This window comes from Roseibium suaedae (assembly GCF_900142725.1).
Lineage (GTDB): Bacteria > Pseudomonadota > Alphaproteobacteria > Rhizobiales > Stappiaceae > Roseibium > Roseibium suaedae.
Genome location: NZ_FRBW01000003.1, coordinates 268,413 through 294,530 on the forward strand (window position 1 = coordinate 268,413; position 26,118 = coordinate 294,530).

A 26,118-nucleotide genomic window follows, 5' to 3' on the forward strand; every position below is an offset into this window, starting at 1 on the left:
TCTTTTTGTTTTTACTTGTTTCGGTGCGCTGCTGGCACCTTTGGCAAATGCTGAGACCTCCATGCCTCTCGATGAATTTTCCATCGTCTCCAGAGACACTGCGGGGAATTTCGTTGGCAGCCACAAGATCTTCAAGCGCAAAGCCGCAGGCATGAAGCAGGTAATCTATTGCGAGGAAAAATACTGGGTCCGGCCCTATACCGTTGCCTGGACGCAAACAGAGGTTGAGAACAAGCGCATCGTCCGGGTCGAATACAGTGCTGGCAAAGGCTGGCGTCCGATCTGTGCCAATCCTCAAACACAAGTGACGCTGAACGATTTCGGCATCAAGCAGGACGCGTCCGAAGTGATGTATTTCGGCGGCTTCAATGGCGCAAGCGAAGGGGTCTTCGACAGCATGAAGCGCGGCTTCTCCACCCCCAAGGCCGACGAGAAGCCAGCCGGCTCCTACCACACAAATTAACGTGCGGGTGGGTGGGTTGAAACAGCCGCCCCTCTGTCACATCTACCTATGTTTTTTCGAGCCTGACGGCAAAGTGCCTCGTGTTTTCTTCGTCATCGATAAAACTTTAGGTTTCCCCAAAATGAATTCGACAGACATCCTTGCTACCGTGCAGGTTGAAAAGCCTTGCGGGATCGACCAGTCCTACAGGGCGGGCAACAACTGCATAGGATAGAGCCGTTATGCAAACACTCATACGAGCCGCTCTCGGCTTCTGCATGATGGCCACAGTTGCACAGGCAGCTCCGCAAATTGGAAATGGCGATTTCTATCTGATCTCCCGGGACGGCAACGGCCAGTTTCTTGGAAGCCACAAGATTTTCGACAAGAACTCCGAGGGAATGCGGCAAGTGGCCTATTGTGGCCGCACTTACTGGATAAGACCGGTCACAGTGGCATGGACCGAAGTTGAGGTCGAAAACGAAAACATCGTCCGTGTCGAATATAACTTCGGAAAAGGCTGGCGGCCCATTTGCAACGAGCCGGAGAAGCAGGTCACCTTGAGGGATCTGGGTATCGAGAAAGATGCTCGCTACGTTCTCTACAGCAACGGCGCCGATCTGGATGACAACCAGAAGCACCGGTTCACCGCCATCCGCAAGGCTTTCTCCGCGCCGGATGGAAAGTCACGGGGCAAGGCCACCTATCACGATTGATGGCACAAGCCATCGGCTGGGCAGATCCGGCCAGAAATATTCGCTCTCGGCGGAAAATCGCCAGAGCCAGGAATGACGACAAGGAGCGCGATCATGCGGCGCAACCGCCTCTCCACACGACGAGAAATACAGCCTCACCGCTGCAAGCTTCTCGCTGTGATGGCGGTAATGGTTCCCCTGTTCACCGCGTCAGACCTCGCAACCGCTGACCCCATGTCATTGCCGACCGACGATTTCTACATTCGCTCGACCAACCGGCAAGGCCAGTTCCACGCCTATCACCAGATCCTCTCGGAGCCCCAGAAGGGCTTCATCGAGGCCCAATATTGCGACCGCACGTTCTGGGTCGCGAAAGACACGGTGATCTGGACCCAGAACGAGGCTGAGGCTGGCCGCAAGCTGGTTGTCGAAGCCAATGACCTGAACGAACGCCGCGTCTTGTGCGAGGACCCCCAGACTCAGGTCACGCTGGATGATCTCGGCCTCAATGATCTTGAATTGGCCAGGCTGCGCCAGGCCAAGGACGGAGTGGGCGGCGGAAACCGGCTGAAGATCATCGGCGAGGCCTTCAAGGGCTTCAAGTAGCCCGCCAACTACTCCCCATTGCCATCTGCAGGGCGCTGCAAACGGCTCGTCTGGAGCCCATCCTTCGAGACGGACTTTTAGCCCTGCTCAGAGCAGGCCAGAGGAATCAGATCCGCTGCGTGCCATAGATCGCGTCGGCGCGTTCCTCGAAAGCCTTTGAGAACTTGCGGAAAGCCTTGTCGAACATGGCGCCCATCAGGGTGCCAAGCGCGCGGCTCTTGAATTCATAATCAATGAAAAAACCGACGTCGCACTGGCCTTCGCCCTGATCGGTAAAGGTCCACTGGTTGTCCAGGTGGCGGAACGGGCCGTCGAGATACTGGACCAGGATCTTGTGCTCGTCCGGAACCAGTTCCACCCGGCTGGTGAAGGTTTCCTTGAACATCTTGTAGGCAACCGTCATGTCCGCGACCAGAACGGACCGGCCATTGCCCAGCTCCTTGCGGCCACGCACATGCAGCGCCTGGCACAGAGGTACGAACTGCGGATATTTCTCCACGTCCGCGACAAGGCTGAACATGTCGCGGGCCGGATGATTGACCCGCTGGATGTTGCTGAAGGAAGGCATGCCGTTCCGGGATCCGCCTCAGAAGCCCTGGCGGGCCTGACGGGCCGCCTTCAGTTCCGCAAAGTCTTCACCGGCATGGTGGGACGAACGGGTCAACGGGCTGGCCGAAACCTTGAGGAAGCCCTTTGCATAGGCGATCTTCTCATAGGCCTTGAATTCCTCCGGCGTCACGAAGGACAGCACCGGGTGATGCTTCTTCGAGGGCTGGAGGTACTGGCCAACGGTCAGGAAGTCCACGTCGGCGACCCGGAGGTCATCCATCAGCTGGAGCACTTCGTTCCGCTCTTCGCCGAGACCAACCATAATGCCGGACTTGGTGAACATGGACGGGTCCAGTTCCTTGACCTTCTGCAGCAGGCGGATGGAGTGGAAATAACGGGCGCCCGGACGGACCTTGAGGTACTTGGAGGGCACCGTTTCCAGATTGTGGTTGAAGACGTCCGGACGGGCTGCCACGACGATCTCGAGGGCACCGTCCTTGCGCAGGAAATCCGGGGTCAGCACTTCGACCGTGGTCGAGGGCGACTGCTCGCGGATGGCCTTGATGACATTGGCAAAGTGGGTTGCGCCACCATCGTCAAGATCATCCCGGTCAACGGAAGTGATCACAACATGGTCGAGACCCATGCGCGCAACGGCTTCGCCGATGGAGGCCGGTTCGCTCTGGTCGACCGCGCCGGGCATGCCGGTGCGCACGTTGCAGAAGGCGCAGGCGCGGGTACATGTGTCGCCGAGGATCATGAAGCTGGCATGCTTCTTCGACCAGCATTCCCCAATGTTCGGGCAGCCGGCTTCCTCACAGACGGTCACCAGACCGTTCTTCTTCACGATGTCATGGGTTTCCCGGTAGACCGGAGACGTCGGCGCCTTGACGCGAATCCACTGCGGCTTGCGCTGAACCGGATTGTCAGGCCGGTGGGCCTTCTCCGGGTGGCGGGGCCGTTCATTGCGCGCATCTGTGCCGCGCGTAAGCGTGTCGACGATCGTAACCATGGGCTTCACATGTCGCTCTTCTGAAAAAAGGTCAAGGCTTCTTTCGCATGCCTGCTATGCGTCCACGCCTTCAAGCTGGCAGGCCTTGAAACGCTCACGGGCAAAATCTGACAATCGCTGGGATTTCCGCGTTGTCTTGTTCATCTGGACGATCACCGACTTGGCACGGGCAACCGGCTTTCCGTCCTGAAACACCATCTGCCCAAAGGCCACGGAACTGGAATTGACGCTCAGAACGCCCGTGCCGGTCTGAACCTTTCCCGGCCAGCGGACTTCTCCCATGTAATCCAGTTCCAGCCGGACAATCACGAAACCGCAATCCTCGGACAGAACATCGGCCCGGTCGTCCATCAGCACCTCGACCCGGCCCGTTTCCAGGAAGGTGGAGAAGACCGCGTTGTTGACGTGGCCCATGGCATCACAGTCACCATAGCGGATCTTGTCTTCGGACTTGAAGGGATAGGCCTCGAGACTGTCTGGGAGTTTGTTCAAAACGCTGCCTTTCGGGCACTTGGTTCTCGTTCCGTTGGAGCCGGCTGTTCCTGAGCTGCCTCAGAACACCTTTTTCCAGATGAACAGAAACAGGATCGCTCCAAGGGTGGCAATGACCAATTGGTCCAGCATGCCGCCGGTGACATTGAGCCGCAGCATATGCGCCAGTTCTCCACCGACCAGGGCACCAACCAGACCGACCACCAGACTGCCCAGGAACCCGCCGCGGCTGTTCAGCACCCGGTGCGCAATCGCACCAGCGATCAGGCCGATGATGATCCAGAGAATGAAACCCATTGCCGTGTTTCCTTTTTGGCTTGCGGCGGCTGGACTTAAAAGAGCTCTGCCACATGCCAACTGGCCAGCGACAGATGAGGGTCCAAACCTCTCCATCCTCGTCATTGCAGGACTTGATCCTGCAATCTACCCCGTAACCTGTCCCACCAGAAATGCCGTGCTTTCAGGTGGCGGAACGGCATGGATGCCATGGTCAAGCCATGGCATGCCGGAGCAAGGAGCGAACTGACCAGAGAACCAGCACGGCTTTCCCAGTCCATAAACAAAGACCGGCTGGAGCCCGCCGGTCTTTATGCAATCAAATCAGGCGTTCAGAGCCCGGCCGTAGGCGTCGAGCACGCTTTCCTTCATCATCTCTGACAGGGTCGGATGCGGGAAGATGGTGTGCATCAGGTCTTCCTCGGTCGTCTCCAGGTTCATGGCGACAACAAAGCCCTGGATCAACTCGGTCACTTCCGCCCCCACCATGTGGGCACCGATCAGCTCGCCGGTCTTCTTGTCAAAAATGGTCTTGATCAGACCGTTGTCCTCACCCAGCGCAATGGCCTTGCCGTTTGCGCCAAAGGAGAAGCGGCCGACGCGGATGTCCCGGCCCTGTTCCTTGGCCTTGGCTTCCGTCAGACCGACAGATGCGACCTGCGGGTTGCAGTAGGTGCAGCCCGGGATCTTGCCCTTGTCCATCGGATGGACACCCGGCAGGCCGGCAATCTTCTCGATGCAGATGACGCCTTCATGCTCTGCCTTGTGGGCGAGCATCGGGGGACCTGCCACGTCGCCGATGGCATAGAGGCCGGGCACGTTGGTCTTGCCGTAGCCATCAATGACGATGCAGCCACGGTCGGTCTTCACGCCAAGCGCTTCCAGACCGAGGTTCTCGATGTTGCCGACAACGCCGACAGCGGAGATCAGGCGGTCGGCGGTGATCTGCTGAACCTTGCCGTCCTTAGTCTCCACATGGGCGGTGATGGAGTTTGCGCCCTTCTCGACCTTGGCAACCTTGGCTTCGGTCAGGATCTTCAGCCCACGCTTTTCCAGCGCCTTGCGGGCGATGGCGGAGATTTCCGCATCTTCGACCGGCATGACCTGCGACATGACTTCCACGACCGTCACATCCACACCCATGGAGCGGTAGAAGGACGCAAACTCGATGCCGATGGCACCGGAGCCCATGACCACCAGGGACTTCGGCATGAAGTCCGGCTTCATGGCTTCAAAATAGGTCCAGATCAGCTTGCCATCCGGCTCGATGCCCGGCAGGGCACGCGGACGGGCGCCGGTGGCGACGATGATGTGCTTGGCCGTATAAGTGCCTTCACCCTTGACGCCCTTCGGCACCGGGTTCTGCGGCTGCACGGCCGGCTTTGTGGAGGCGCCGACGACGACTTCACCCGGCTTGCTCAGCTTGGCTTCGCCCCAGATCACATCGATCTTGTTCTTCTTCATCAGGAAGCCGACACCGCCGTTGAGACGGGCGGAGACACCGCGCGAGCGGGCAACCACGTCCTTGACGTCGGCGGTCATCTTGCCTTCCAGCGTCAGGCCATAGGACTTGGCGTGGTTGGCGTGGTCCATGATCTCGGCAGAGCGCAGCAGCGCCTTGGTGGGGATGCAGCCCCAATTGAGGCAGATGCCGCCCAGATGCTCGCGCTCGATGATTGCCGTCTTCAGGCCGAGCTGCGCGGAACGGATCGCGGTCACATAGCCGCCGGGGCCGGAACCGATGATAAGGACGTCATAATTGTTCGACACGGGACACCATCTCCTTGGACTGGAACCGCGCTTTCGCACCGGTCCGCTTGTGCGGGACAGGGCCTGAAAAGAAGGCCGCCCGTCCCGTGATTTCCTGTTCTTGGAGCCGGACAACCGGCTCGAAAGGCCCGCTCAAGTGCGGGCAAAATCGTCAGATCAGCAGCATGGCCGCGGCAATCGGGGCGACAGCCGCACCAATGGCACGGGTTTCAACCGCATCCAGATGCACACCATCAACCGGGCTTGGCTTGGCGACCGTGGACATATCCATGAAGCCGCAGCCGGTCTCGTCGGCAAGAAGCTCGTAGCGGGCGGCAAGCTTCTTCACTTCCTTCCGCTTCAGGGACATGAAATCGTCCATCTCCTTGTCGCCGGTCTTGCAGATATGCGGCGGCGACAGGATCAGGATCGACGGGGTCTGACCCGTCTTGCCGAAATCATGGTTCTGGATGATCTGGACGATCCGGCGCATGCCGCGCTCTGCAGCAATCGCAGTCTGGCCCAGATATTCCTTCAGGTCGTTGGTGCCGAGCATCAGGATGACGAGATCCAGCGGCGCATGGGACTGCAACAGGGTCGGCAGGATTTTCGCCCCGTTGCGGTCCGCAGCGCTGGTGTGATCGTCAAACACGGTGGTGCGTCCGCCCAGTGCTTCCGGAATGACCCGAACGCCATGACCAAGGGACTTCTGCAGTACAGAGGTCCAGCGGTCTTCATAGGCATGCCGGGCGCCGGTTTCGGGGTCATGGCCCCAGGTCAGCGAATCCCCGAAACACAGGACGGACTTCATCACCATTGTTCCCTTTCAAGCCCTGCTCAGACGAGCATGGACATCGGGTTTTCGATGTAGCCCTTGAAGGCTGCCAGCAGTTCCGCGCCAAGTGCACCATCCACGCAGCGGTGGTCGGTGGAGAGCGTGACGGTCATGACGGTGGCAATTGCCAGAGCGTCGTTCTTGACCACCGGGCGCTTCTCGCCTGCCCCGACCGCAAGGATCGTGGCATGCGGCGGGTTGACCACCGCAGAGAAGTTCTTGACGCCCATCATGCCCATGTTGGACACGGCGGTTGTGCCGCCCTGGTACTCTTCCGGCTTGAGCTTGCGCTCCTTGGCCCGCTTGCCCATGTCCTTCATCTCGTTGGAGATGACCGACAGAGCCTTTTCTTCGGCCTTGCGGATGATCGGGGTGATCAGACCGCCCGGGATCGACACGGCAACGCCGACGTCGGCGTGCTTGTGCTTGACCATGGCATCATCGGTCCAGGACACATTGGCGTCCGGCACATCGCGCAGGGCGAGAGCCAGAGCCTTGATGGTCATGTCATTGACCGACAGCTTGTAGGCAGGCTTGCCATCCTTGTCCTTGGGAGCTGCATCGTTGAGCTGAACCCGGAGGGCCAGCAGCGCATCCAGTTCGCAATCCACGGAGACGTAGAAATGCGGGATGGTCTGCTTGGACTCCTGCAGGCGCTTGGCGATGGTCTTGCGCATGCCGTCGTGCGGAACCAGCTCGTAGGAGCCTTCCTCGAACAGCTTGAGCACCTGATCCTTGGACGGGCCGGTCGGCATGGCGGCCGCGGGAGCTGCCGCAGCTGCCTTCGGAGCCTCGGCGGCGGCCGCAGGAGCGGCCTTGCCGGTTCCGGAAGCGACAGCAGCCTCGACGTCCTTCTTGACGATACGGCCATGAGGACCGGTGCCGGTCAGAGCCCTCAGGTCCAGGCCGTTGAGCTGCGCCAGACGGCGGGCCAGCGGCGAGGAGAAGATCCGGCCGCCATTGGCGGCAACCGGAGCCGGACCAGCAGGCGCTGCCGCAGGTGCAGCAGCGGCCGGGGCCTGTGCCTGGGCCGGGGCCGCAGCGGGTGCCGGAGCCTCAGCTGCAGCGGCCGGGGCAGCAGCAGGAGCCGATCCGATGGCGCTTGCGTCTTCGCCTTCAGCCAGAAGAACGGCGATCAGCTCGTTGACCTTGACGCCCGCCGTTCCGGCCGGAACGACGATCTTGCCAACGGTGCCCTCGTCCACGGCTTCCACTTCCATGGTCGCCTTGTCGGTCTCGATTTCGGCGATGACATCACCGGCAGAAACCGTATCGCCTTCCTTCACCAGCCACTTGGCCAGGTTGCCCTCTTCCATGGTCGGAGAGAGAGCCGGCATCGTGATATTGATTGGCATTGAAGCCTCCCTCTCGCCTTAAGCCGTGTAGGTGACGGCCTTGACCGCGTCGATGACCTCGCCAACGTTCGGCAGGGCCAGCTTTTCCAGGTTCGCGGCGTAGGGCATCGGAACGTCCTTGCCGGTGACGCGCAGGATCGGGGCATCGAGATAATCGAAGGCCTTTTCCTGAACCTGGTAGGCGATTTCGGAAGACACCGAGCACATCGGATAGGCTTCCTCGACGGTCACCACGCGGCCGGTCTTGCGGACCGATGCCAGAACCGTGTCGATGTCCAGCGGACGGATCGTGCGCAGGTTGATGACTTCGGCAGAGATTCCCATGGCAGCCAGCTCATCAGCGGCCTTCATGGTGTAGGTCATACCGATGCCCCAGGACACGAGGGTCACGTCGGAACCCGTGCGCTCGATCTTCGCCTTGCCGATAGGCAGAACGAAATCTTCCACATCCGGGATCTCGAAGGACTGGCCGTAGAGGATCTCGTTTTCCAGGAAGATGACCGGGTTCGGGTCGCGGATCGCGGCCTTGAGCAGACCCTTTGCGTCGGCTGCGGACCAGGGCTGAACGACCTTCAGGCCCGGGATATGCGCGTACCAGGAAGCATAGTCCTGGGAGTGCTGGGCACCCACGCGGGCAGCGGCACCGTTCGGGCCACGGAAGACGATCGGAGCACCCATCTGGCCGCCGGACATGTAGAGCGTCTTGGCAGCGGAGTTGATGATGTGGTCAATCGCCTGCATGGCGAAGTTGAAGGTCATGAACTCGACGATCGGCTTCAGGCCGGCCATCGCAGCACCGACGCCGAGACCGGCAAAGCCGTGTTCGGTGATCGGGGTGTCGATGACGCGCTTGGCGCCGAATTCGTCCAGCAGCCCTTGCGTGATCTTGTAGGCGCCCTGGTATTCGGCGACTTCTTCACCCATCACGAAGACATCGCCGTCACGGCGCATTTCCTCGGCCATCGCGTCGCGCAGGGCTTCACGAACGGTGGAGGCCTTCATCGGCGTACCGGCCGGAACTTCCGGATCTTCGGCAGGCTCGCTTGCGACCGGAGCTGCAGCAACAGGCGCGGCGGCGCTGGCGGCCGGTGCTGCCGGAGCAGGAGCTTCCGCCTTGGCAGCCGGTGCGCTTGCGGCTGCGTCTGCAGCGCTTGCGTCTTCACCTTCGGCCAGGAGGATCGCGATCTTCTCGTTGACCTTCACACCTTCGGTGCCTTCAGCCACGAGGATCTTGCCCAGAACGCCTTCGTCCACGGCTTCCACTTCCATGGTCGCCTTGTCGGTTTCGATCTCGGCGATCACATCGCCGGCAGTCACGGTGTCGCCTTCGGCCTTGAGCCACTTGGCGAGCTTGCCCTCTTCCATCGTCGGAGAAAGAGCCGGCATCAGAATATCAATCGGCATGGTAACTCCCCGGCCTTAGAGCAGAATGTCGGTGTAGAGCTCGGAAACATCCGGCTCCGGATCGTTCTGGGCGAATTCCGCGGACTCGGCCACCAGGGCACGGACGTCCTTGTCGATCGCCTTCAGATCTTCCTCGGTTGCCCAGTTGGCATCGAGCACGCGCTTGCGGACCTGCTCGATCGGATCGTGCTCGGTACGCATCTTCTGCACTTCGTCCTTGGACCGGTACTTGGCCGGGTCGGACATGGAGTGGCCACGGTAGCGGTAGGTCACCATCTCGAGGATGTACGGACCCTTGCCGGAACGGCAATGCTCCAGAGCCCGGTCGGAAGCAGCCAGAACGGCGCGCACGTCCATGCCGTCAACCTGCTCGCCCGGGATGCCGAAGGAGGCGCCGCGCTGGGACAGGTCGGTGGTGGCGGAAGAGCGCTCGACGGAGGTGCCCATGCCGTACTTGTTGTTCTCGATCACATACACGACCGGCAGCTTCCACAGCTGGGCCATGTTGAAGCTTTCGTAGACCTGGCCCTGGTTGGAGGCGCCATCGCCGAAGAAGGCCATCGCAACGTTGCCGTTCTCACGGTACTTGTTGGAGAAGCCAAGGCCGGTGCCCAGAGCAACCTGAGCGCCCACGATGCCGTGTCCGCCGTAGAAATGCTTTTCCTTGGAGAACATGTGCATGGAACCGCCCTTGCCCTTGGACAGGCCGCCGCGGCGTCCCGTCAGCTCGGCCATGACGCCTTTGGGGTCAAGGTCCATGGCCAGCATGTGGCCGTGGTCGCGGTAACCGGTGATCATCTGATCACCGTCTTTCTTGGCCATCTGCATGCCGACAACGACAGCTTCCTGACCGATATAAAGGTGACAGAACCCGCCGATCAGGCCCATGCCATACAACTGGCCAGCCTTTTCCTCGAACCGGCGGATGAGGAGCATTTCGCGATAGGCATGGAGCTCCTGCTCCTTGCTGAAGTCTGCGATGGCGGGAGCCGAATTGTCGCCGGCGCCGCGGGACCGGCTATCGGCTTTCGCGCCGGCGCCGGAAGACGTTCTTTTTGTAGCTGCCATTTCCCTCATCTCAAGCTGACGTTTCCCCATGAAGAGTCCAACGGAAAATAACCCGGCCCACTTGTCAATCCAAGCAGGAAGGACTTCCCTGATGCATGGCGGTAATCGGCTGATTTCCCGCGCAAAACATCACTTAACCGACTTTCGGTTTATTCGATTGTTTTAACAGGATTTGCGTTAATGCTGCTGTTGCAGCACCCGCGGACGCAGGATGGTGAGCTCGTTGGCCTGGGTCAGATTGAGGTTCAGGCGCGCACGCTCATCGATCATGTCCGGATCGAGGCTCTCAGGACGCAGCAGGCTGACCCGGGCGGTCAGTTCCTGACGCTCCGCAACCAGCACATCAAGCTGGGATTGCAGGTCCGCAACCTCGCGCTCGATCCGCGCCCGGCCAACAAGCCCGAACTCCCCATTCAGCGCATGAAAGCCGAAATAGGCAAGAACAGCGGTTGCGACGGACGGAATGATCAAGCGGCGAAGAAACGACTTCTTTCGCTGACGAGTGGTGGCTGGCACGATAGCGGACCCAACAATATACAAGGATGGTCTGACAGCATCATGGGGTCATGTTGGTTAAGGGAGAGTTGAGGGAATGTGGCAAGGCTGTTGATCCACAGGGCAAAAAAGCAAGACGGACCAGCGAAATTGCCAGACGCATCCCCTCCCCGCTAACGCTGTGAAATGACGGGTTCCCGGGAGCCGGACCACTCGAAGACCCAGGTCTCACCTTGCCGGATATTCTGCACGAGATTGGGCCGGAACGCAGCCAGACAGCGCCCGCCGGACTTCCGGGCAGACGGATAGAGCACGCCATGCCCGCCTGCCGCTAGAATGCTCCTGGCAAGGGACTGGCCCGCAGGATAGGCAGCCGCCGGATCCGGCCCGAGACTCGCCTCCTCGACCATCCCTGAAAGATCATGGAACCGGGTGGTAAATCCGGCAAGCAGCTCCCGGTAGGCGGTAATGTTCTGAAAGCAGCCCGTTGCCTCCAGTTCCCGCGTGAGATGAAACGCGACTTCTGCCTGAGTGGTTCGGGAAGCGTCTTCACCATAGGCCGCATACCAGGCGCCCCGCTCCGGCCCATTGAAACGGCCACCATCGGCACGGGTGTAGCAGAAGGCTGCATTGACGTAGGTCCAGCCGTAGCCATGCCGCTCGTTTTGCAGCTCCAGCGGATGAATGCCATCGGGCACGGGCAACTCGCCGGTCTGACGCGCGGATGTCAGCGCCTCTATTTCAGCCAGAAAATCCAGCTCTTCGGGCGTATCGACCAGCGGCGCCATGGCCGGTTCATCAATATAGGCTGTGGAAATAAGGCGAATGGTCGCCGCATCCGTGAAGTCCCTGACAGGCAGGTCTTGAAGCATCCTCAGACCCCGCCACGCAGCGCATCAATGTGCTGGCGCACCCTGTACATCGCGACGATACCGCCGTTGATCATGACCTCGCAGGGCGTCTTGCCGCGGAACAGGCCACCCCGGTTCGCTGTCCTGACCCAGCCATAAGTCAGCGGCCCGTTGAAGAGCAGGCGCAATCCCTTGAAAATGCCGATGAGCAGGCTGATGCGGGTGATCTTGTCCCGGTCGATCTCGCCCTTGTACTTGCCCGACTTCATGCGCCCCCAAGTGGCCGCAGAAACATCCAGAAGGGCCGCCGCCTCTTCGTTGGTCAGTTCCCAGGCTTCAACCAGGTTGGTGACAGCCTTCAGAAGCGTCGCAATCTTGTCCCGGTCCGGCTCGCCAAGCGGCCGAACCACAGGAGCTTCAGGCGCTGCAATGACCGGGACCATCGCAATTCTCCTCATATGAGAAACTTTTTCATTTCATATGATAGGGTCATTCTCGAATTTTTCAAGAGCACAGTCGCGGCAACGTCCTGCTCACCGCCCATCCGGAATGACACGGATGCTGTCGATTGCCGGTTCCGCCCCGCGGCTGCCTGGGTCTAGGTTCCGGGCAACATGAATCGGTTTGCGCAGCGCATCCACCAGACGAGACTTTAATGACAACACACATCCTCGCGCTGTCCGGCGGGATTGGGATCTTTCTGTTCGGAATGTTCGTCTTGACCGATGCACTCCGGCAGCTTGCAAGTGCCCGGATGCGCTCGGTCCTGACCCATTTCACCAGATCGCCCTACAGCGGCGCCGTGGCAGGCATGTTCACCACGGCTGTCATCCAGTCCTCCAGCGCGACAATGGTGACGGTGATCAGTTTCGTCGGCGCGGGCCTGATCACCTTCCCCCAGGCGCTGGGTGTCATCTATGGCGCCAATATCGGCACGACCATTACCGGTTGGATTGTCGCCCTTGTCGGGCTGAAGCTCAGCCTCTCCACCGTTGCCCTGCCCGCTCTCCTGGTGGCCAGCCTGATGCGGGCGGCCGGCAACACCTTGATCAGCCGTATTGGCCTGGTGCTGGCCGGGTTCTGCCTGATTTTCATCGGCCTCGGCATGATGCAGGAAGGTGCCGCCGTCTTTCAGGACCTGCTGACCCCGCAAAGTTTTCCCGCTGACACCTGGACTGGCCGGCTTTCTCTAATCCTGCTCGGCGCCGTGATCACCCTGATCATTCAATCTTCCAGCGCCGGCGTCGCCATGGTGCTCGTTCTGTTCAGCGCCGGCAGCCTGACGCTGACGCAAGGCGCATCGATGATCGTCGGCATGGACGTCGGAACGACTGCGACCGCCATGCTGGCCACCCTCGGCGGATCGCGCAACATGCGCCGGACTGCCATGGCCCATGTGTTCTACAACCTCATCACCGGCACGATGGCGTTCCTGTTTCTTGGGCTGATCACCAAGGGTCTGGCCACCGTCTTTGCCGCCAATGACCCTGCCGCCCTTGTTGCTTTCCACAGCCTGGTCAACATCCTCGGCGCGGCCATCCTGCTACCCGCAAGCGGCGCCTTCGCCCGCATGATCATCGCTCTCACGCCCAGCGAAGAGGAAAGCCTGACAGATGCGCTGGACAGGAAACTGCTGCCGGACACGCTTTCGGCCCTGACGGCCGTGCAGACAGCGCAGACCCGGATTGCACATCGGATCTTTGCCGTCCTGAGCCACGCAATCGGCCAGAAAGACAAGCCCCGTTCAACCGCGTCTCCCGATGCGGATATTGGCTTCGCCCTTGGCGAACTGGAGACTTTTCTTTCGGCCATTCAAGCAGATCCCGACCGGCCTCGCGAAACGGGCCTGTTCTCGGACCTGCTGCACGAGACAGACCACTTGCGCCGCCTGCTGAAACGCTCTGAGCGGCTGGAGTTCATTCCAACACTTCTGTCAGACAGGAAGCTGCGCCGGCCGACCCTCGTCTTCGGTGCCATCCTGTGCCGTGCCGAGAAAGACGACACCGGCAAAATAGCCCGGCGGCTGGCACGGCTCGAACACTGGGTCGAGCAGCGCACCTACCAGCACCGCCGGTCACTGCTTCTTGGCGAACATGCCGGGATCTATTCCCTGCCCGAGGTCTTCGCGCACACGGATGCCCTGCGCTGGCTGCAGCGCTCGCTCCACCATGCCGCACGGATCACCGCCTATGAGGCGGAGGCGCGCACCCTGCTGCGCAATGGCAAATCGTGAGTGCGCGCCGCAGACCACTGAGCCTCAAACCAAATCCTAGCCGGTGGCCAGCTTTGCGAGTTTCGCCAGAATCGTTGCAGCGCCCTTGAGCCGTGTGTCGGTCTTTTCCCAGTCGCGGGTGAGCACGACTTTCTGGTCCGGACGGATCTTGGCCAAAACGCCCTGCTCGGCGATATAGCCGACAAGCGCTGCCGGGTTCGGGAACTCGCTGTTGCGGAAAGTGATGACGATGCCCTTTGGCCCCGCGTCGACCTTCTCCACATTGGCCTTGCGGCAGAGCCCCTTGATGAAGACGATCTTCAGGAGATGCTGCACTTCTTCCGGCATCGGGCCGAAACGGTCGATCATTTCCGCACCGAAGGCATCGATCTCGCCAGCTTCGGTCAGATCGCCCAGGCGGCGGTACAGCGACAGGCGCAGCTGCAGATCCGGCACATAGCTTTCCGGGATCAGAACCGGCGTGCCGATGTTGATCTGCGGCGACCATTGTTCTTCGCCCAGATCCTCGCCGCCATCCTTGAGGCTCGCCACCGCCTCTTCCAGCATCTGCTGATAGAGCTCGAAGCCGACTTCCTTGACGTGGCCGGACTGTTCTTCGCCCAAGAGGTTGCCCGCGCCGCGAATGTCCAGATCGTGGCTGGCGAGCTGGAAACCAGCGCCGAGGGTTTCGAGCGACTGCAACACCTTCAGGCGGCGTTCTGCGGTCGTGGTCAGGGTCTTCTTGGCCGGAACAGTGAAGAGCGCATAGGCACGGGTTTTCGAACGGCCAACACGGCCGCGCAGCTGGTAGAGCTGAGCCAGACCGAACATATCCGCCCGGTGCACGATCAACGTGTTTGCGGTCGGAATGTCGAGACCGGATTCCACGATGGTGGTGGACAGAAGCACGTTGTACTTGCCCTCGTAGAAGGCATTCATGACGTCTTCCAGCTCGCCCGGCGGCATCTGGCCGTGGGCAACAGCCACTTTCAGCTCCGGCACGCTTTCTTCCAGGAACTGCTTCTGTTCGGCCAGATCCGCCAGGCGCGGGCAAACATAGAAGCTTTGGCCGCCGCGATAATGTTCGCGCAGCAGTGCCTCGCGCACCACCAGCGGGTCGAAGGGCGAGACGAAGGTGCGCACAGCCAGACGGTCCACCGGAGGCGTTGCGATCAGGGAGAGTTCGCGCACGCCGGTTAGCGCCAATTGCAGAGTGCGCGGGATCGGCGTGGCGGACAGGGTCAGCACATGCACGTCGGATTTCAGCTCTTTCAGCCGTTCCTTGTGTTTCACCCCGAAATGCTGCTCTTCATCAATGATCAGGAGCCCGAGATCGCGGAAGGTCACGCCCTTGCCGAGCAGCGCATGGGTGCCGACAACAATATCGACAGATCCGTCGGCCAGGCCTTTCTTGTTCTCGGTAAGCTGTTTTGCAGGCACCAGACGCGAGGCATGGGCCACGTTGATCGGCAAGCCATGAAATCGCTCTGAAAAGGTGCGGAAATGCTGGCGCGACAGCAGAGTTGTTGGCACGACCACTGCCACCTGACGGCCAGACATGGCGGCAATGAAGGCGGCGCGGAGCGCAACTTCCGTCTTGCCGAAGCCCACGTCGCCGCAGACCAGACGGTCCATCGGCCGGCCCGAGGACAGATCGCCGAACACAGCATCAATGGCGTTGAGCTGGTCTTCGGTCTCGTCATAGGGGAAGCGGGTGGCGAATTCGTCATAGACGCCTTCCGGCACCTCGACCACCGGCGCGGTCTTGAGCGCACGCGCTGCGGCCGTCTTGATCAGGCCGTCGGCGATCTCAAGGATACGCTTCTTCAGCTTGGCCTTGCGGGCCTGCCAGGCGCCACCGCCCAGCTTGTCGAGCTGGGCTTCCGTATCTTCCGAGCCGTAGCGGGACAGAAGCTCGATGTTTTCGACCGGCAGATAGAGCTTGTCGCCACCGGCATATTGCAGCTCGAGGCAGTCATGCGGCGCGCCGAGCGCCTCGACGGTCTTCAGGCCGATGAAGCGGCCGATACCGTGATCCACATGGACGACCAGATCGCCTTCGGAAAGGCCGGTTGCCTCGGTGATGACATTGGCGCCCTTGCCCTTCTTCCGGCTCTTGCGGACCAGGCGGTCGCCCAGAATGTCCTGTTCGCCGATGAAGGAAATGTCTTCCAGCTCGAAGCCATGCTCGATGCCCAGCACACAGAGCGCGGTCACGGCCTTGGGCAGGTCATTGACTGCCGCCAGTGTTTCCACTTCCTTGGCGGCGGTCAGCCCGTGATCGGCGAGGATCTGACCCAGACGGTCGCGGGAGCCTTCGGACCAGCAGGCGATCACCGTGCGCTTGCCGGCCTTCTGCAAGGTCTTCACATGGGCCGTCAGTGCATCGAAGATGTTGATGTCACCGGCAGCCCGCTCCGCTGCAAAGGTCCGGCCCTGGCGGCCCGCGATATCCACCACCAGCTTGCCGGACCCCGGCGGCGGCGTGAAAGGATCAAGCGCTGCGCTGGCATGATCCGCCAGAACCGCCGTCCATTCATTGTCCGACAGGTAGAGCGCGGAAGGCTCCACCGGCATATAGGGCACGGAGCCTGCACTGCGGCCGCTCTCACGCGCTTCCTGGCGGGCAGCATAATGCTCGCCGACCTGATCCAGACGCTCACGCACCGCATCACCGGCCCGGGCATCCAGCACCACAGGCGCCGAGCCCAGATAGTCGAACAGGGTTTCCAGCCGCTCATGGAACAGCGGCAACCAATGTTCCATGCCCGCATAGCGGCGACCATCACTGACGGACTGGTAGAGCACGTCATCGCGGCTCGCCGCGCCGAACTGGGCGAGATAAGACCGGCGGAAACGGGAAATCGCCTCTTCCGAAAGCACCACTTCGCTCATGGGCACCAGATCCAGGCGCTTGAGCTGCTTCAGGGTGCGCTGGGTTTCCGGGTCGAAGGAGCGGATCGATTCCAGCGTATCGCCAAAGAAATCAAGGCGGACAGGTTCTTCGGATCCCGGTGTGAAGAGATCGATGATGCCGCCGCGCACGGCGAATTCACCGGTTTCCCGGACGGTCGACGTACGGGAGAAGCCGTTCATGTCCAGCCAGGAGGCAATGCCGCCCATGTCGAGCCGGTTGCCAGGCGCCATGGCCAGGGTCTGCTGGCGCATCCACTCCACATTCGGCACCCGCTGGACCGCCGCATTGACCGTGGTCAGGAGAAGGGTCTGCTTCGTTTCCGGCAAGCCATGAGCCAGAGCGCCAAGGGCCATCAGGCGGCGGGCACTGATTCCGGGGTTCGGCGACACCCGGTCATAGGGCAGACAGTCCCAGGCGGGCAGCTGCATGACCTCGACGTCTGGCGCGAAGAAGGAGAGCGCTTCGGTGATCATCTGCATGCGCGTCGCATCACGGGCGACAAAGACCAGCGACAGACCCTTTTTGCCGCTCTCGGCGAGAATGCGCGCCAGCGCATGCGCCTCCGCGCCATCCGGCACGCTCGCAAGGGTGATATTGGCCTGGTCCTTCAGCAGGCTTTCAAACACGGCGCTCTTCCTTGTCGCTTGGATCTTCAACGCAAATTGTGGGGGTAAGCTGCTCTGCAGACCTAGATATCGCGGGCGGTGATGATCCGTCCGGCGGCAATCTCGTCCTGATGCCAGGTCACGATACGGCGGTACAGCGGGCCATCCCACTCTTCCGGCAACGGCTTGCGGCCGGTCATCCAGGCATAGAGATCCTGGTCATGGGCTGTCACGATATGTTCCAGCTCGTCCAGCTCCTGATCATTGAGGCTGTCAATGTGAACCTCGACGAAGCCGCCCAGCAGCAGATCCATTTCCTTCATGCCCCGATGCCAGCAGCGGAACAGGATGCGCTTGCGCCGGTTGTCACGTTCTGGCGTTTGGTCGAGAGGCTGTGTCATCCAGGTCCAGTGTCCTTGAAACGTTGGCCCATGCAAAAAGCACAGGAATGACGCGCATTGCAGAGAATTACGCGGAGGGCATTGGCGCTATATAGACCCGTCCACGGCCCCTGTCAGCGCCTTCCAATGAAAAATGAGAACATATTGCGTACATCCGTTTCTTCGTGGCACAAGGGGACCGTTCGCTTCGCCCTGCGGCCCGCACCGCAGCCCTTCGCCTTGCACCGATCGGAAAGTCCGCTTCTGCCATGCGCCCCTCGGTTCTCGATCCGCTGTTTGCCTCCGTATCGACCCTGCCGGGTATCGGCCCGAAGATCGCGCAGCTGCTGACAACGTTTCTGTCCACCCAGCCGGGGCGCGAGGCGAGCGTTGCCGATCTGCTGTTTCACGCCCCTCATGGCGCCATCGACCGGCGGCACCGGCCCGGCATCGCCTATAGCGAGAGCGGGCAGATCGTCACCCTGGACGTGACCATCGACCGGCATATGCCCGGACCGCGCGGTGGCAAGGCGCCCTACCGGATCACCGCCTTTGACGACACGGGGTCGATCTCCTTCGTCTTCTTCCATCCGCGCCGCGACTGGCTGGAAAAGCAGTTCCCGGTTGGTGAACGTCGGATCGTGTCAGGCAAGGTGGAATGGTTCAGCGAACGGCCGCAGATGGTCCATCCGGACTATGTGCTGGCACCGGAAGAAGCTGACGCCATGCCGCCGCTGGAACCGGTCTATCCGCTGACGGCTGGGCTCTCGCCCAAGACGCTGCAAAAGGCTGTAAGTGCAGCCCTTGGCAAGCTACCTGCCCTGCCCGAATGGCTCAACGGCCCGCATAAGGACCAGAACCACTGGCCCGATTTCGACGAGGCGCTGAGACGCCTGCACCAGCCGGAGGAGCAGCAGGACATTGATCCGGAATCGCCCTTCCTGCAGCGCCTTGCCTATGACGAACTGCTGGCAAGCCAGTTGGCCCTCGCACTGGTCCGGGCCAACATGCGCCAGCTCGGCGGCATTGTCCGCAAGCCTTCCGGAGCGCTGCAAAAGCGAGTGATCAGCTCCCTGCCCTTTGCACTGACACCCGGCCAGGCCTCAGCCATCGAGGACATCAACGCCGACCTTGCCGAGCCGACCCGAATGCTCCGCCTGCTGCAGGGCGATGTGGGCGCGGGCAAGACCGTGGTGGCACTCGCCGCACTCGCCCAGGTGATCGAGGCAGGCGCGCAAGGCGCCTTGATGGCACCAACAGAAATTCTCGCCCGCCAGCACTTTGCCTCCATGAGCCCCCTTTGCGAAAAGGTCGGCATCCGCCTCGCTCTTTTGACCGGCAAGGACACGACCCGCGAACGGCGTCTCACCCAGGAAAAGCTGGATGCAGGCGAGATCGATCTGGTGGTCGGCACCCATGCGCTCTTTCAGGGCTCGGTCACTTTCAAAGACCTCGGCCTCGTGGTCGTCGACGAGCAGCACCGCTTCGGCGTTCACCAGCGTCTGGCGCTCTCCGCCAAGGGCAAGGGTGTCGATGTGCTGGTCATGACCGCAACGCCGATCCCGCGGACACTGGTGCTGACCTGTTTCGGCGACATGGACGTCTCCCGCCTGACCGACAAGCCCGTGGGCCGCAAGCCGATCACCACTGTCTCGGTCTCCCTCGACCGGCTGGACGAAATCGTCGGCCGCATCCGCTCGGCCATTGCCGAGGGACAGAAGGTCTATTGGGTCTGCCCACTGGTGGAGGAGTCCGAAAAAATCGACCTTGCCGCCGTTGAAGACCGCCACCGGGTTCTGGAACAGGTCCTGCGCCAGAAAGTGTCCCTCGTCCATGGACGCATGTCCGCCGACGAGAAGGACGCGGCCATGCAGGCCTTCAAATCCGGAGAAACGCGGGTTCTGGTGGCGACAACCGTGATCGAAGTGGGTGTGGACGTTCCCGACGCAACGATCATCGTGATCGAGCATGCAGAGCGCTTTGGCCTTGCCCAGCTGCACCAGCTCCGCGGCCGTGTCGGGCGTGGTGACAAGCCCTCGTCCTGCGTTCTGCTCTACAAGGGACCGCTCGGCGAGACGGCAGGGGCCCGGCTCAACATCATGCGTCAGACCAACGATGGCTTCCTGATTGCCGAGGAAGACCTGAAACTGCGCGGCGGCGGCGAGATTCTCGGCACGCGTCAGTCCGGAACTCCCGGCTTTCGAATTGCCCGCCCCGAAGAACACGCGGATCTGATGGAAGTCGCCCGAGACGACGCAAAGCTGATCCTGGAGACCGATCCGGACCTGAAAACCCCGCGCGGGGAAGCTCTCAGGTGCCTGCTCTATCTCTTTTCCCGCGACGAAGCGATCCGTCTGCTCCGGGCAGGGTGAATTGGGCACGCGCTATTGGTCACCCCGGGCGCAGGCAAGGCCGGAGACGCGGGGCCCACTCACAACCAGAGAGGCACTTGGCATAATGTACCGTCCCTTGGACGGTCAAATAGCTGCTGTGAATTGCAGCAGCAGCTGACGTCTATCCGCTCCACTCTGCAATCGAGTGGGCCCCGGGTCTCGCGTTGCTCGCCCGGGGTGACTTTTGTTTCTTTGCGACCGGCTTCAAATCGCAAACCCCGCCTCCCGGTCGTCAGCAAGCAGGCCTTAAAGTACCTCCATCACTCGGTCGTCATCCTCGGGCCTGACCCGAGGATCCATGCCGTATCATCTCCTCAGACCGAAGCGGTGGATTTGCCTCTAGGTCACGGCATGGATGCCATGGTCAAGCCATGGCAGGACGGAGGAAGGTGTGTGCGAATCTTCGCCCGCGATCGCTGATCCCGCTCACCGGCGTAGTAAATTAGGGGTCGAGCAAAATGAGCCTAATTGGACTTGAACTGAATAGCCGAGAAAGAACCCGAGCTTATACAGCACTGGTTTCCAGCACCTTATTGCCTGTCTGCTGAGCCACGATGTCCGGGAGGTCCGGATTGATCAGACCAGCGGAAATGATCAGTTTCGCCGCTTCCTCGACGCTCATGTGCAGTTCGATGATCTCGTCTTTCGGCACGAACAGCAGGAACCCCGAGGTCGGGTTGGGGGTTGTCGGCAGGAAAACGGCCACGGTTTCCGCCTTTCCTTCAAGCCTGCGGGCAATTTCGCCCTTCGTGTCGGTCGCAATGAAGACCACCGCCCAGAGGCCCTTGCGCGGATATTCGATCAAGGCCGCCTTCTTGAAGGAGTTGCCGCGCTCGTCCAGAACGGTTTCGAAGATCTGCTTCAAGCCGCTGTAGAGATTGCGCACCAGGGGCATGCGGTTGACGAGCGACTCGCCAAAGGACAACAGGCTGCGGCCGAGGAAATTGGCGGCCAGAAACCCGAGAAGGGTCAGCATGACGGCCGCAACGATCAGACCGAGCCCCGGCACAGTGAACGGCAGATAGGTCTCGGGGCTATAGGCCACCGGCAGGATCGGCTTGACCCAGCTATCGACCCAATGAATGAAGGTCCAGGTCAGCCAGAGCGTGATGCCGATCGGTCCCGCAATGACGAGCCCGGTGAGGAAATAGTTGCGGAGACGTGTTGCGAACCGGTTGCGCCGCTTCGGTTCGATGACCGGCGGGATTTCGGGGGACATGTCATCTCCGCTCATTCACAGCACCTTCCCGTCGCTCATCAGATCTCGTGCAAAATGCGGAGGAACAGAGCTTGTCCACCTCTCGCTTTCTCACTTCCGCTTGTCTACATAATGCGTCAGGATGCACTGCGGTATCCTCTCAGGCTGAGATTTTTTGTGCGATCAGCCGCTTCACCTGCACCAATTGGAGGCAGCCCTTGCGGCGCACCACCTTCAAGGCCCTCGGAGCCGGTTTTGTCGTCCTCGGTGTGATCGGCGCCTTCCTGCCGCTTCTGCCGACCACGATCTTCTTCATTCTGGCTACCGGTTGCTTTGCCCGTTCCTCGCCGGAGCTGGAGGCGCGCATCCTCGCCCACCCGACTTTCGGCCCGCCAGTCCAAGCCTGGCGCGACCATGGTGCGATTCCGTTCAGGGCCAAATGCTTCGCACTCGGCGGGATGACTTTCGGTTTCGGCGTTTTTTATCTGAGTGCCCGACCGCAACCGTGGCTGGCTCTCGTCGTCGCAGCTGTCATGATCAGCTGCGCGGCCTTTGTCGCCACCCGCCCCGCGCCACCTGCAAATTTGTCCTGATCAGGGTCGGCTCACGATGAACGTGAGCGTCTTTCCATTCAGATTCAGTAAATGGGATCAGCTGCTTGATGACGCTGTGTCAGGTGTCGGGAATGAGCCGCTTGCCAAGCAGAACGGCATCATCCTCCGCAAAACCCAGACGGTCATAGAACGCCAGAACTGCCGTGTTGCTGCGGCGGCGGCCAAGGCCCGCAGACTGATGATCCGGATGAACCGCCAGATAGAAGATCGAGCCGCGATGGCCGTCATAGCCTACCATCACCGACCCGAGGACCTCTTCTGCTTCGCCTTCGCCGCTCAACACCAGCAGGAACTGGCCCACCGGGTCCGTCAGCTTCCGGTCGATATCCTTGTCCGGATCGTTCCAGGGGCGGATGAGACCGCAGGCTGCCCACAATCCGGTCACGGCAGAACGGTGCCGCTCCTCGAACGGGGCAATCCTGTAGCCTTGCATGCCCGCTTACTCCACCGTCACCGACTTTGCGAGATTGCGCGGCTGATCCACATCCGTGCCCATGAACACCGCCGTATGATAGGCGATCATCTGGATCGGCAGGGCATAGATGATCGGTGCGGCGATTTCCGGGACATTCGGCAGAATGACCGTGTTCTGTGCCGCATTGCCGCTGGCATCCGCGCCCTTCTGATCGGTGATCAGCACGATGCGGCCACCACGGGCAGCCACTTCCTGCATGTTCGACACGGTCTTTTCGTAGATGCTGTCATGAGGTGCGATGACGAAGACAGGCATGTTCTCGTCGATCAGGGCGATCGGGCCATGCTTGAGTTCGCCGGCTGCATAGCCTTCGGCGTGAATGTAGGACAATTCCTTGAGTTTCAGCGCACCTTCCAGGGCCAGCGGGAAATTGGTGCCCCGGCCGAGATACAATGCATCGCTGACACGGGACAGCGGCAAGGCCAGCGCCTCGATGCTGGTCTCGCACTTCAGAGCCTGAACGGCGAGACCCGGAATGGAGCCGAGCGCTGCGACCAGATCCTTTTCCTGCGCTTCGCTCAGAACTCCGCGCTGGCGGCCTGCATGAAGCGCAAGAGAAGCCAGAACGGCAAGCTGACAGGTAAAGGCCTTGGTCGAGGCGACACCGATTTCAGGTCCGGCAATGGTCTGGAACACCACATCGGATTCACGCGCGATGGTGCTTTCCGGCACATTGACCACGGCGCCGATGGTGGCACCATTTTCCTTGCAATAGCGCAGAGACGCGAGCGTATCGGCCGTCTCACCGGACTGGGAGATGAACAGCGCAAATTCTCCATTTGCGACCGGTGTTTCCCGGTAGCGGAATTCGGAGGCAATATCGATCTCGACCGGCAGACGGGCGTATTTCTCGAACCAGTATTTGGCCACGAGACCCGCCAGATAGGCCGTGCCGCACGCAGAAATGATGATGCGGTTCAGCTTTGAGAAGTCGACCGCCTCGGCGCCCGGAACCTTCACCCGGCTGTTGCCGAGATCGATGTAGCGCGACAGGGTGTGGCCCAGAACTTCCGGCTGCTCATGGATTTCCTTGGCCATGAAGTGCCGGTAATTGCCCTTGTCCATCAGCGCAGCGGTCACGGAGGACTTTGCTTCCGGACGGCTGACAACCGCATTGTTGCTGTCGCGAATGGTCACGCCGGATCTTGTCAGCACCGCCCAGTCGCCTTCATCCAGATAGGTGACGCGGTCAGTAAAGGGCGACAGGGCAATGGCGTCGGACCCGAGGAACATTTCGCCCTCACCGTGTCCAACCGCAAGCGGAGATCCCTTGCGGGCACCGATGAGCAGGTCCTCTTCGCCTTCGAACAGGAAGGCCAGCGCAAAGGCGCCATGCAGGCGCGGCAGCACGACTTCCACCGCATCCACCGGCGATAGCCCCTTGTCGAGCAGGGCGTTGACCAGATGCGCCACCACTTCGGTGTCGGTCTCGGAGGTGATCACGGCGCCATTGGCAGTGACTTCCGCGCGAAGTTCCAGATAGTTCTCGATGATGCCGTTGTGAACGACGGCCACACGGCCAGCCATGTGCGGATGGGCATTGATAACACTTGGGCCGCCGTGGGTCGCCCAGCGGGTATGGCCGATGCCGGCAGCACCGCCGACCGGATGGCTGGCAATACGGGCCTCCAGATTGCGCAGCTTGCCTTCCGCGCGGCTGCGCGCCAGCTTGCCGTTTTCCAGAGTAGCAATGCCTGCAGAATCATAGCCCCGGTATTCCAGACGCTTCAACGCATCAGTCAGACGCGGAGCGACTTCAATGTTTCCAAGAATACCGACAATGCCACACATAAAATTTTTCCTTCAGAATTGAAAAGGCCGCCAAGCTTTACCGGAGGCGGCCTTTGAATTTGAAATCAAACCCTGTTTCACTTCGTTTCATCGGTAGAAACGCAAAGACAGGCTCTCAATCAGTCACCTTTGGACTTGGCCGCTTTTGCAGCCTTGAAGCGGGCCCGAAGCTCTTCCGCCCGGTGGCGCTTGATCACCTGACGGGCACGTCCAATCACGAGAGCATCCGCCTCGACCGGCTCTGTCACCACACTGCCGGCCGCCACATAAGCGCCCTTGCCGAGCGTGACGGGTGCAACGAGCGTCGAATTCGAACCGATGAAACTGCCCGGTCCGATGTCCGTGTGATGCTTGCCGAACCCATCATAGTTGCAGGTGATCGTGCCGGCGCCGATGTTGCTGCCCGCGCCAACCGTCGCATCGCCGATATAGGTCAGGTGATTGACCTTGGCGCCCTCACCCACCTTTGCATTCTTGATCTCGACGAAGTTGCCGATGTGAGCCCCATCAGAAAGATCTGCGCCAGGACGGAGGCGGGCAAAGGGCCCGACAGTGGAACCGGCACCGACCCTTGCACCTTCAAGATGACTGAAAGCCCGGATGACAGATCCGCTCTCGACCGAAACGCCAGGTCCGAAGACGACATTCTGTTCCAACGTCACGTCTGCATCGACGCGGGTATCGTGGGCAAAAAACACGGTTTCAGGGGCAAGGAGCGTCACTCCACGCTCCATCGCATCCTTGCGCATGCGGGCCTGGAAGACTGCCTCGCAGTGGCTGAGCTGTTCGCGGGTGTTGACACCCTGCACATCGCGCTCGTCACCTTCCACCGCCGTCACCTTGAGACCGCGGGCCGTTGCGATCTCAACCGCGTCCGTCAGGTAGAACTCACCCTTGGCATTCGTGTTGCCAATCGCTTCGAGCAAGGACAGGAGATGGGGTCCACGGAACCCCATGATGCCGGAATTGCAGAAAGCAACCTTCCGCTCTTCGTCGCTGGCATCTTTCTCCTCCCGGATCGCTGTCAGACGCTCGCCATCCATCAGAAGGCGTCCGTATCCGAAGGGATTGGCAGCCCTGAAGCCGAGCACGGCGACGTCCGCACCTTCTGCAAGCTCCTTGCGCACTAGTTCCACGGTTTCGGGTGTGACGAGCGGCGTGTCGCCAAAGAGAACCAGCACATCATCAGACACGTCAGCCAGCGCCGGACGGGCAGCCAGAACTGCGTGAGCTGTGCCGAGACGATCGGTCTGCTCGTGACAACTCGCATCGGGCGAGAGCTTTGCGACCAAGGTTTCCAATTCCGGCATATCCGGGCCGATGACCACGGCAGCGCGATTTGCTCCAGCAGCAGTCACCGTGGCCAGAACATGACCGACAAGCGGGAGATGGCCAACCTGGTGCATGACTTTGGGCAGAGATGACCGCATGCGGGTGCCAAGACCTGCGGCCAGGACGATGGCCAGGAAGCTGCGGGTGGTCATTTGGGATCTCCCGAAAGAAGTTGCGGCATTTGAGCGAAAGGGCAAGGAACGCGACCATTCTTGCACCGTTTGATGTCGTCTATATGCCTTGTTCAAAAAAACTATGAAAGAAGAAGAGCCGCTCTATAAGCCACAATCAGGAAAAGTGAAACTTTGTCGGCGTTTAGGCTTCGCAATCTTTGGATCGCTACCGTCACGCGATTGCCCGTTAACTATATTT

The 26,118-nt window shown here is 60.8% G+C and carries 24 protein-coding genes; 6 read left to right on the plus strand and 18 right to left on the minus strand.

Annotated elements, in window-relative coordinates; genetic code table 11:
* Positions 1-61 precede the first annotated feature (61 nt).
* The 3 genes from BUA94_RS14785 to BUA94_RS14795 all read left to right on the plus strand — a co-directional run bounded on the left by BUA94_RS14785 (position 62) and on the right by BUA94_RS14795 (position 1,743).
* Positions 62-463 carry a hypothetical protein gene (locus tag BUA94_RS14785; RefSeq protein WP_139251146.1) on the plus strand — a complete coding sequence of 134 codons (402 nt, stop codon included), beginning with the start codon at positions 62-64 and terminating at the stop codon, positions 461-463.
* 221 nt (positions 464-684) lie between these two features.
* Complete coding sequence (locus tag BUA94_RS14790; protein WP_208980107.1) at positions 685-1,158, plus strand: hypothetical protein; 474 nt, start codon at positions 685-687, stop codon at positions 1,156-1,158.
* 93 nt (positions 1,159-1,251) lie between these two features.
* Positions 1,252-1,743: a hypothetical protein gene (locus BUA94_RS14795; protein WP_139251147.1), complete on the plus strand. Its 492-nt coding sequence runs from the start codon at positions 1,252-1,254 to the stop codon at positions 1,741-1,743.
* Between the two features lie 106 nt (positions 1,744-1,849).
* On the opposite strand, the gene BUA94_RS14800 is transcribed toward BUA94_RS14795, so the two are convergent.
* The 12 genes from BUA94_RS14800 to BUA94_RS23825 form a co-directional block, all read right to left on the minus strand.
* On the minus strand, positions 1,850-2,311 hold the full coding sequence (locus BUA94_RS14800; RefSeq protein WP_073014095.1) for a type II toxin-antitoxin system RatA family toxin: 462 nt from the start codon (positions 2,309-2,311) through the stop codon (positions 1,850-1,852).
* Positions 2,312-2,329: 18 nt separating this feature from the next.
* On the minus strand, positions 2,330-3,304 hold the full coding sequence (lipA, locus tag BUA94_RS14805) for a lipoyl synthase (protein ID WP_073014096.1): 975 nt from the start codon (positions 3,302-3,304) through the stop codon (positions 2,330-2,332).
* A gap of 54 nt (positions 3,305-3,358) precedes the next feature.
* Positions 3,359-3,796 (minus strand): acyl-CoA thioesterase, encoded by a 438-nt coding sequence (locus BUA94_RS14810; protein WP_073014097.1) that lies wholly within the window; start codon positions 3,794-3,796, stop codon positions 3,359-3,361.
* Positions 3,797-3,856: 60 nt separating this feature from the next.
* Positions 3,857-4,093 (minus strand): GlsB/YeaQ/YmgE family stress response membrane protein, encoded by a 237-nt coding sequence (locus BUA94_RS14815; protein ID WP_073014098.1) that lies wholly within the window; start codon positions 4,091-4,093, stop codon positions 3,857-3,859.
* A gap of 303 nt (positions 4,094-4,396) precedes the next feature.
* Positions 4,397-5,842, minus strand: a complete 1,446-nt coding sequence (gene lpdA, locus BUA94_RS14820; RefSeq protein WP_073014099.1) for a dihydrolipoyl dehydrogenase — start codon at positions 5,840-5,842, stop codon at positions 4,397-4,399.
* A gap of 151 nt (positions 5,843-5,993) precedes the next feature.
* On the minus strand, positions 5,994-6,632 hold the full coding sequence (locus BUA94_RS14825) for an SGNH/GDSL hydrolase family protein (RefSeq protein WP_073014396.1): 639 nt from the start codon (positions 6,630-6,632) through the stop codon (positions 5,994-5,996).
* 26 nt (positions 6,633-6,658) lie between these two features.
* A complete protein-coding gene (locus BUA94_RS14830; RefSeq protein WP_073014100.1) occupies positions 6,659-8,011 on the minus strand; it encodes a pyruvate dehydrogenase complex dihydrolipoamide acetyltransferase in 1,353 nt (450 codons plus the stop codon).
* Positions 8,012-8,029: 18 nt separating this feature from the next.
* Positions 8,030-9,415, minus strand: coding sequence for a pyruvate dehydrogenase complex E1 component subunit beta (locus BUA94_RS14835; protein WP_073014101.1), 1,386 nt, complete (start codon positions 9,413-9,415; stop codon positions 8,030-8,032).
* 15 nt (positions 9,416-9,430) lie between these two features.
* A complete protein-coding gene (gene pdhA / locus BUA94_RS14840) occupies positions 9,431-10,483 on the minus strand; it encodes a pyruvate dehydrogenase (acetyl-transferring) E1 component subunit alpha (protein WP_073014102.1) in 1,053 nt (350 codons plus the stop codon).
* A gap of 177 nt (positions 10,484-10,660) precedes the next feature.
* A complete protein-coding gene (locus BUA94_RS14845; protein WP_175558051.1) occupies positions 10,661-10,999 on the minus strand; it encodes an FtsB family cell division protein in 339 nt (112 codons plus the stop codon).
* Positions 11,000-11,151: 152 nt separating this feature from the next.
* Positions 11,152-11,850 (minus strand): RES family NAD+ phosphorylase, encoded by a 699-nt coding sequence (locus BUA94_RS14850; protein ID WP_073014103.1) that lies wholly within the window; start codon positions 11,848-11,850, stop codon positions 11,152-11,154.
* A gap of 2 nt (positions 11,851-11,852) precedes the next feature.
* Positions 11,853-12,272: an antitoxin Xre-like helix-turn-helix domain-containing protein gene (locus BUA94_RS23825; RefSeq protein ID WP_073014104.1), complete on the minus strand. Its 420-nt coding sequence runs from the start codon at positions 12,270-12,272 to the stop codon at positions 11,853-11,855.
* Positions 12,273-12,484: 212 nt separating this feature from the next.
* Here BUA94_RS23825 and BUA94_RS14860 point away from each other — a divergent pair, with 212 nt between their 5' ends.
* Complete coding sequence (locus BUA94_RS14860; RefSeq protein WP_073014105.1) at positions 12,485-14,062, plus strand: Na/Pi cotransporter family protein; 1,578 nt, start codon at positions 12,485-12,487, stop codon at positions 14,060-14,062.
* 36 nt (positions 14,063-14,098) lie between these two features.
* Here the strand turns inward: BUA94_RS14860 and mfd are convergent, their stop codons facing one another.
* Both mfd and BUA94_RS14870 read right to left on the minus strand, forming a co-directional pair.
* Positions 14,099-17,584 carry a transcription-repair coupling factor gene (gene mfd / locus BUA94_RS14865; RefSeq protein ID WP_073014106.1) on the minus strand — a complete coding sequence of 1,162 codons (3,486 nt, stop codon included), beginning with the start codon at positions 17,582-17,584 and terminating at the stop codon, positions 14,099-14,101.
* Between the two features lie 62 nt (positions 17,585-17,646).
* Positions 17,647-17,964, minus strand: a complete 318-nt coding sequence (locus BUA94_RS14870) for an FAD assembly factor SdhE (protein ID WP_073014107.1) — start codon at positions 17,962-17,964, stop codon at positions 17,647-17,649.
* A 248-nt stretch (positions 17,965-18,212) separates the two neighbouring features.
* Here BUA94_RS14870 and recG point away from each other — a divergent pair, with 248 nt between their 5' ends.
* A complete protein-coding gene (gene recG, locus BUA94_RS14875) occupies positions 18,213-20,315 on the plus strand; it encodes an ATP-dependent DNA helicase RecG (RefSeq protein WP_073014398.1) in 2,103 nt (700 codons plus the stop codon).
* A 526-nt stretch (positions 20,316-20,841) separates the two neighbouring features.
* Here recG and BUA94_RS14880 read toward each other — a convergent pair.
* Positions 20,842-21,555 (minus strand): DUF502 domain-containing protein, encoded by a 714-nt coding sequence (locus BUA94_RS14880; RefSeq protein WP_073014399.1) that lies wholly within the window; start codon positions 21,553-21,555, stop codon positions 20,842-20,844.
* Between the two features lie 197 nt (positions 21,556-21,752).
* On the opposite strand from BUA94_RS14880, the gene BUA94_RS14885 reads away from it, so the two are divergent.
* Complete coding sequence (locus BUA94_RS14885; protein WP_073014108.1) at positions 21,753-22,127, plus strand: YbaN family protein; 375 nt, start codon at positions 21,753-21,755, stop codon at positions 22,125-22,127.
* A gap of 79 nt (positions 22,128-22,206) precedes the next feature.
* On the opposite strand, the gene BUA94_RS14890 is transcribed toward BUA94_RS14885, so the two are convergent.
* The 3 genes from BUA94_RS14890 to glmU form a co-directional block, all read right to left on the minus strand.
* The gene (locus BUA94_RS14890) at positions 22,207-22,581 is read right to left on the minus strand and encodes a GNAT family N-acetyltransferase (RefSeq protein WP_073014109.1); all 375 of its coding nucleotides are present in this window, start codon (positions 22,579-22,581) and stop codon (positions 22,207-22,209) included.
* 6 nt (positions 22,582-22,587) lie between these two features.
* The gene (gene glmS / locus BUA94_RS14895; protein ID WP_073014110.1) at positions 22,588-24,414 is read right to left on the minus strand and encodes a glutamine--fructose-6-phosphate transaminase (isomerizing); all 1,827 of its coding nucleotides are present in this window, start codon (positions 24,412-24,414) and stop codon (positions 22,588-22,590) included.
* Between the two features lie 119 nt (positions 24,415-24,533).
* Positions 24,534-25,898, minus strand: coding sequence for a bifunctional UDP-N-acetylglucosamine diphosphorylase/glucosamine-1-phosphate N-acetyltransferase GlmU (gene glmU, locus BUA94_RS14900; protein ID WP_073014111.1), 1,365 nt, complete (start codon positions 25,896-25,898; stop codon positions 24,534-24,536).
* Between the last annotated feature and the right edge of the window lie 220 nt (positions 25,899-26,118).

Excerpts from the sequence above, each read along its gene's own strand:
- BUA94_RS14785 (WP_139251146.1), top strand. The coding sequence starts at position 62 with ATGCCTCTCGATGAATTTTCCATCGTCTCCAGAGACACTGCGGGGAAT.
- BUA94_RS14790 (WP_208980107.1), top strand. The coding sequence starts at position 685 with ATGCAAACACTCATACGAGCCGCTCTCGGCTTCTGCATGATGGCCACA.
- BUA94_RS14795 (WP_139251147.1), top strand. The coding sequence starts at position 1,252 with ATGCGGCGCAACCGCCTCTCCACACGACGAGAAATACAGCCTCACCGC.
- BUA94_RS14800 (WP_073014095.1), bottom strand. The coding sequence starts at position 2,311 with ATGCCTTCCTTCAGCAACATCCAGCGGGTCAATCATCCGGCCCGCGAC.
- lipA (WP_073014096.1), bottom strand. The coding sequence starts at position 3,304 with ATGGTTACGATCGTCGACACGCTTACGCGCGGCACAGATGCGCGCAAT.
- BUA94_RS14815 (WP_073014098.1), bottom strand. The coding sequence starts at position 4,093 with ATGGGTTTCATTCTCTGGATCATCATCGGCCTGATCGCTGGTGCGATT.
- BUA94_RS14825 (WP_073014396.1), bottom strand. The coding sequence starts at position 6,632 with ATGAAGTCCGTCCTGTGTTTCGGGGATTCGCTGACCTGGGGCCATGAC.
- BUA94_RS14830 (WP_073014100.1), bottom strand. The coding sequence starts at position 8,011 with ATGCCAATCAATATCACGATGCCGGCTCTCTCTCCGACCATGGAAGAG.
- BUA94_RS14835 (WP_073014101.1), bottom strand. The coding sequence starts at position 9,415 with ATGCCGATTGATATTCTGATGCCGGCTCTTTCTCCGACGATGGAAGAG.
- pdhA (WP_073014102.1), bottom strand. The coding sequence starts at position 10,483 with ATGGCAGCTACAAAAAGAACGTCTTCCGGCGCCGGCGCGAAAGCCGAT.
- BUA94_RS14850 (WP_073014103.1), bottom strand. The coding sequence starts at position 11,850 with ATGCTTCAAGACCTGCCTGTCAGGGACTTCACGGATGCGGCGACCATT.
- BUA94_RS23825 (WP_073014104.1), bottom strand. The coding sequence starts at position 12,272 with ATGGTCCCGGTCATTGCAGCGCCTGAAGCTCCTGTGGTTCGGCCGCTT.
- BUA94_RS14860 (WP_073014105.1), top strand. The coding sequence starts at position 12,485 with ATGACAACACACATCCTCGCGCTGTCCGGCGGGATTGGGATCTTTCTG.
- BUA94_RS14870 (WP_073014107.1), bottom strand. The coding sequence starts at position 17,964 with ATGACACAGCCTCTCGACCAAACGCCAGAACGTGACAACCGGCGCAAG.
- recG (WP_073014398.1), top strand. The coding sequence starts at position 18,213 with ATGCGCCCCTCGGTTCTCGATCCGCTGTTTGCCTCCGTATCGACCCTG.
- BUA94_RS14880 (WP_073014399.1), bottom strand. The coding sequence starts at position 21,555 with ATGTCCCCCGAAATCCCGCCGGTCATCGAACCGAAGCGGCGCAACCGG.
- BUA94_RS14890 (WP_073014109.1), bottom strand. The coding sequence starts at position 22,581 with ATGCAAGGCTACAGGATTGCCCCGTTCGAGGAGCGGCACCGTTCTGCC.
- glmS (WP_073014110.1), bottom strand. The coding sequence starts at position 24,414 with ATGTGTGGCATTGTCGGTATTCTTGGAAACATTGAAGTCGCTCCGCGT.
- glmU (WP_073014111.1), bottom strand. The coding sequence starts at position 25,898 with ATGACCACCCGCAGCTTCCTGGCCATCGTCCTGGCCGCAGGTCTTGGC.